Source organism: Trichocoleus sp. FACHB-6 (genome assembly GCF_014695815.1).
Lineage (GTDB): Bacteria > Cyanobacteriota > Cyanobacteriia > Cyanobacteriales > FACHB-T130 > Funiculus > Funiculus sociatus.
The window spans coordinates 1-5,414 of the sequence record NZ_JACJOY010000006.1; the positions used below are offsets into that span (position 1 = coordinate 1).

General features: G+C 41.5%; 4 protein-coding genes. 2 read left to right on the forward strand and 2 right to left on the reverse strand.

Translation table 11 applies throughout. The features are described 5' to 3' along the window. Positions 1-104 precede the first annotated feature (104 nt). Positions 105-287: a hypothetical protein gene (locus H6F66_RS00255; protein ID WP_190417082.1), complete on the reverse strand. Its 183-nt coding sequence runs from the start codon at positions 285-287 to the stop codon at positions 105-107. 840 nt (positions 288-1,127) lie between these two features. Here H6F66_RS00255 and H6F66_RS00265 point away from each other — a divergent pair. Continuing rightward, positions 1,128-3,533 (forward strand): NACHT domain-containing NTPase, encoded by a 2,406-nt coding sequence (locus H6F66_RS00265; RefSeq protein ID WP_190417085.1) that lies wholly within the window; start codon positions 1,128-1,130, stop codon positions 3,531-3,533. A gap of 539 nt (positions 3,534-4,072) precedes the next feature. Further along, positions 4,073-4,279: a hypothetical protein gene (locus H6F66_RS00270; protein ID WP_190417087.1), complete on the forward strand. Its 207-nt coding sequence runs from the start codon at positions 4,073-4,075 to the stop codon at positions 4,277-4,279. 501 nt (positions 4,280-4,780) lie between these two features. Here H6F66_RS00270 and H6F66_RS00280 read toward each other — a convergent pair. Continuing rightward, positions 4,781-5,206 carry a hypothetical protein gene (locus H6F66_RS00280; RefSeq protein WP_190417092.1) on the reverse strand — a complete coding sequence of 142 codons (426 nt, stop codon included), beginning with the start codon at positions 5,204-5,206 and terminating at the stop codon, positions 4,781-4,783. Between the last annotated feature and the right edge of the window lie 208 nt (positions 5,207-5,414).

Here is a 5,414-nt window from a genome sequence, read left to right on the forward strand (position 1 = left end):
GCCGCTATGGATGATGATTATATGATTCAAGTTCTCAGTTCTTGTTTTCTTGACCCTACCTTAGATTCTTCTGATTCCTTGTGTCAAGCCTGATTAAGATGCTCTTACCCTGCCTCAACAACTGTGTAAGTGCTAGGAATTGTGCTGAGTACATAAGCGATGAGTTTTTCTCGTAACTCAGGAATAGCAAAAGCTTTTTGATAGGGATCTTCTGGATAAGTATCTAAGGTTGCTTCAATTTCATCAGTTACGATTGGCAAGGCTACGTTGACAAGTGTTATGCTCATATTTTAAAATCCCAAAGAACGAGTTTGAAACAAGTAAAAATTTTATGTGTATAAATAATTATTCCTTGTATCTTCGTAGTCTATTTCTAATATTTTATGTACCTTCCAAATTTTATTAAACTTCATTTTCAACTACAGTTAGTTTTTTTGCTGGCACTTTTAAATCTGGATGGCGATGCTTTAGTTCCTTCCTTTCCCAGATCCTCAATGTAACCCACTGGAGTAAATTTAGCTTCCGGTTCGATAATAAAAGGATTAAAGTAGTAAATACTGTTAGTAATATTCGTAAAAACTTATACCCGCCAAGCCACTCTTGTTTAAGTAAGAGAAAAATATTTTCAATGGGCTTGATAAATATCAGACGAGGTTTTGTTGCTTCGGCAATTTTTGGTCAGACGATTACCTCAAACAAAAATATTCTTTTTATTCTTCCGTCTATTGATGGCAGGTACGTTTTAGCGATTCATTTGCGTCTAAAATGGTATTGAGTTAGCTGTAAGATTGCTGAGTTACAGTGTAAAAAAAAAGATGGATTCTAGGTTTGCAAATTCTGATTGTACGGAGTATTGTTTGTCTACCTCTGGGCCTGGTTCTTCAACTTGCTGCATAGACTCTCCTCCACAGATTGCCTCATAGCATAAAATATTCGTGTATGAAATAAAGTTTGGACAAAGAATCAAATCATGTATGATTTGTAGCATTTGTTTTAGAATTATTAATTATTTACAAAGATTGCTGTAACATCGTAGTGAAGCTTAAGATTAATCGCAGTATATTTAAAAAAATAAAGTATGGTAGCCTAAAAAATATATAAAAAATACAGGGGTTGACCTCTGATTTATGGCTAAACGCTCTATTCAAGTTTCTTCACAAGCTCTCAAACACGTAAGGCAAGCCTTTGCCCGCAAGGGCTGGACGCAAGAAGATTTAGCTGTTGAGGTTGGGTTAAGAACTCGCCAGCCAGTGGGGAGATTTTTGGCAGGCAAACCTGTGGAGCGTCGGATCTTTATCGAACTTTGCTTTCAGCTGGATCTCAATTGGGAAGAGATTGCCAATCCAATCAAAGGTGAAGGAGCTGAGCAAATAGAGAATGTTCGCAACAATGGCTGGGAGATTGATACTTTGGTGGAGCAGGTGCGATCGCTCTACCGAGACAAAATTCAAGAACAGTGCGGTACGCTGCGCCTGTTGGATATTGCTCGACGGGTTGGCGTAGACAATATTTATATCGATGTCAATATTCTAGAGGAGATCACCAGCCAACGTTGGTTGGAGATTTCGGACTTGGTGCAAGGCTTTAATCCAGATGCAGACGAGTTCGATCGTTTTGGCTTGAGTCGGGTGCGTCAAGCAAGAGTTTTAGGGCTTGAGGCAGTAGAAAGTTATCCTAAGCTGATGGTGCTGGGTAAACCGGGTTCCGGTAAAACCACATTTCTGAAATATGTGGCTATTCAGTGTAACAAAGGCGAGTTTCAAGGATACCGAATACCAATTTTTATTAGGCTGAAAAATTTTGCTGAGGATGCCAGCGATGAAGGCAGTTTCAGTTTAGTAAACTACATTAGCCAAGAACTTGGTAGCTGCGGAGTTTCGGAGGCTATTGTGGAAACTTTGCTTTTGCAAGGTAAAGCTTTAATTTTGCTAGATGGTTTGGATGAAGTTCAACACCCAAATAGCGAAGAAGTTCTGAAACAAATTCGCAGATTTTCCCAAAAGTATTACAAGAATCAGCTAATTATCTCTTGTCGAATTGCTGCCCAGTTTCCTCGATTGCCGGGATTCACAGAAGTGGAAATTGCAGATTTGAATCCAGAGCAGATTGAGTCGTTTTCAAAAAAGTGGTTTGTAGAAGTTGGTAGAAGTTCACCCCCAGAAGGTTTAGCTACTGCAAATCGGTTTCTAGAAAAGCTAAAGCGGCCAGAAAATAAACAAATTCGAGAACTAGCAGTCACGCCAATTTTACTAAATTTGACTTGTTTAGTTTTTGCGATGAAAGGGGAATTTCCCTCGAAACGCTCCAATCTATACGAGCAAGGATTAGATATTCTCCTTGTTAAACGAGATGAAGCTAAAGGCATTAAACGAAATGAAGTTTATCGAAATTTGTCTTTGCCACACAAGATTAAGCTGCTGACTCAAGTTGCAGCTATCACTTTTGAGCAAGGTTATTACTTTTTTGAACAAAATAAAATCCAGCAACTGATCGCAGACTATTTGAGAACTTTACCCGATTCCCAGTCCGATCCGGAGACGTTGCGCCTGGATAGTGAAGCGGTGCTGAAATCTATTGAGTCTCAATATGGTTTATTGGTAGAGAGGGCGCGGCAAATTTACTCGTTTTCTCATTTAACTTTTCAAGAGTATTTGACTGCGAGACAATTTGTTGCCAGTTCTAATCCACAAGCTTTGGAACATTTGGTTAATCATGTTGGCGAAAAACGTTGGCGGGAAGTGTTTTTGCTGGCCACAGGAATGTTACGGAATGCTGACCATTTGCTGCAATTGATGAAGCAAAAAATCGATGCGATTGCAGCTTCTGATGACAAGGTACAGGAATTACTCAGATGTATCAATAAGAAAACTCTTTCAGTCGAATATATCCAGCAACCTGCGGCTATTCGAGCATTTTACTTTTCCCTTGCTTGCGCCTTTGACCATTCTCTGGCTTCTACTCTGAGCATTGGCCCTGTTAGCTTTTCTTTTCCTACCGTTCCTTTCTTTCCGTTACCACTTTACCTTTGTCTTGCTCAAGCTATTGACGGTGACGTTGGGATGGATGATGACTTTGCTTATGCCTTAGACTTTTTTCTGAATCGCGATGCTTCTGGTTTGAATAATACTGATGCGCTGGATCGGGCGATTAATCGCGTTCTAGATTGTGCGATAGATTTTGCTCTGGCTTTGGATAGCGATCGCGCTCGCGAGTTACGGCGCAGCCTGCAACAACTCAAAGCTGAATTACCTAATCCAGATAAAGGTTTACAAAGATTTAAGACATGGTGGCAAGCGCAGGGACAAACTTGGACTGAGCTATTATCAGCCGCAATCGTGGAACATAATAATGCCAGTTACGATTGGCAGTTCAGCAATCAGCAGAAGCACTTGTTGAGGCAATACTACGATGCCAATAAGTTGCTTGTAGATTGCTTAAATAGCGATTGTGAAGTGACACCCGCCGTGCGATCACATATTGAAGATACTTTATTATTGCCGATTGCGGCGATTGAAAAACTTAATTCTCTATAAAAAAGGCAACTCGCAGTCATTTTTGTGCCTCATTCCCCGGCTTAAGCCTGGAGAATGCCTAATAGGAGACTCTGACTTGAAAATAGATCATTTATACCTCTCCCTAACCCCACCCTTAATAGGGATGGGGCTTTAGTTGTAGGTTGAGTCCTTGCAACCTCACCCAATAAAATTGCCGGGTTTAGATGTTTAGCCTTTATAGGTTGGGCCGTAATAACCTCAACCAACAAGTGCTTATGGGTCTTGGCTTTCGTTCCAACAAATATTCTTAAGAGAACTGTATTGCTTTATAGGAGGCGATCTTCCCTTGAAAAGCGTTTCCAGACTGATACCGGAAACGAGAAGAATGTTGCTATCGCTTAACTTTCGTTGCAGTAAACTACCACTATTGAGTTACCTAACTTAATCACTTTTTGTGATGAAATGCAATGTTTTAAGTTGAAACTGTACAACTTATAGCTACTTGTAAAAAATTACTTGCATACTAATTAAAGACAGACCAATCGAACTTGTGATTTTTTTTTTACGGAAACGCTTTTATGAACACCTTAAACTCTCCAGTTTCAGCCTGTCGGTACTGTCAATTTTACGATCCAATAGGAAGAAGAGGCGGCTGTTGTAAGACTCTTGGTGTCTCAGTTCAAGCTGGATGGCAAGGTTGCCAATTGGCAATTCCAGTGTTTACAGCTGTATGTCCGCGTATGCAGGAAGCTTCTTCAGACCCTGATAAAGCAATTGTATTTTAGCACCCAAAAACACGTCAAGAGTCAGGAGTTACAAACCAATAATTTGTCACTCAAAAATCACAACTCCCCTTTGTATTACATCCAGCAAGTTTCGCAACTAATGCAACTAAATTGGCAGGTTCGATAGGCTCGCAACCGTGCATTTAGAACCCTGCTAGGAGAGCTTGTTTACAATCTTCATCTCTGGCATCATCTGTCAATTTTCCGGATTAAAGCGTAGCCGTTATCTTCAGACATTGCACGCTCAACAATACATCTAACTCGAAACGTTCGAGTAGTTCTGGAGCGCTTGATCTGCCCATGCTGCTGCTGTGACTGCGGCTCCAAACTCCTCTGGAGCCGCAGTCATAAACTCGCAGGATCTGCACTATCATTCACAATCACGGCTTGCAACCAAGCTAGAGAAATGGGGAATTGGGAAGAGTCTTTCCCAGTCCCCATTTTCCAGTCGCTAATCCCAAACCCTATTGTCTAATACCTACAGCTACGGTACAAAAATTGCTACCCGTTACCCTCTGCCATATTTTCTAATTCCTGCTGAAGAAACTTTCCCCATTGCACTGCCAGAGGGATTTCTGTAAAAGGAACTTTCACAGCAGCAAGTGGAAATACAAATTCCAGCGAAGCAACGCGACCTTTACTAGGCGGTGAATCAAAGTCAACTTGCTTGTCATCCACCAGCAACCGAATAGCTTGCACATCATTCAGGGAAAATGTCTGCACCTCCACCGGGCCTTTGCGCGTGGGTTTTCCCCAAGTCAAATTACTGTCATTTTGAGCCAGCACTGCATAGATATCATACTTAGACCGCTCAAACTGCCCTGCCCAGCGGCGATATGCTTCAACTTTTTGATACTCGTTCCACCCTTGCCAAGCCAGCCAGATAAATGCTGCCAAGAGGGGCAACCACAAGAGACCTCGTTCCATCGTCGGACTTTTGCCCTCAAATTATCCTAATATCTTGCAGCCTAGCAGAGGTTGGAAGTAAAGCAAGCCCAGATCCAAAACTTTTGGGTTGTCTCCTGATTGACTGACAAAACTAAGAAGCGGGAATGTGGCTAAGAACGGTGAATTCGCGCTTTAGGGACTCATTAGATTGTCGCTGGCAAGCAACGGCAGGCTGAGGGTCAGGGAC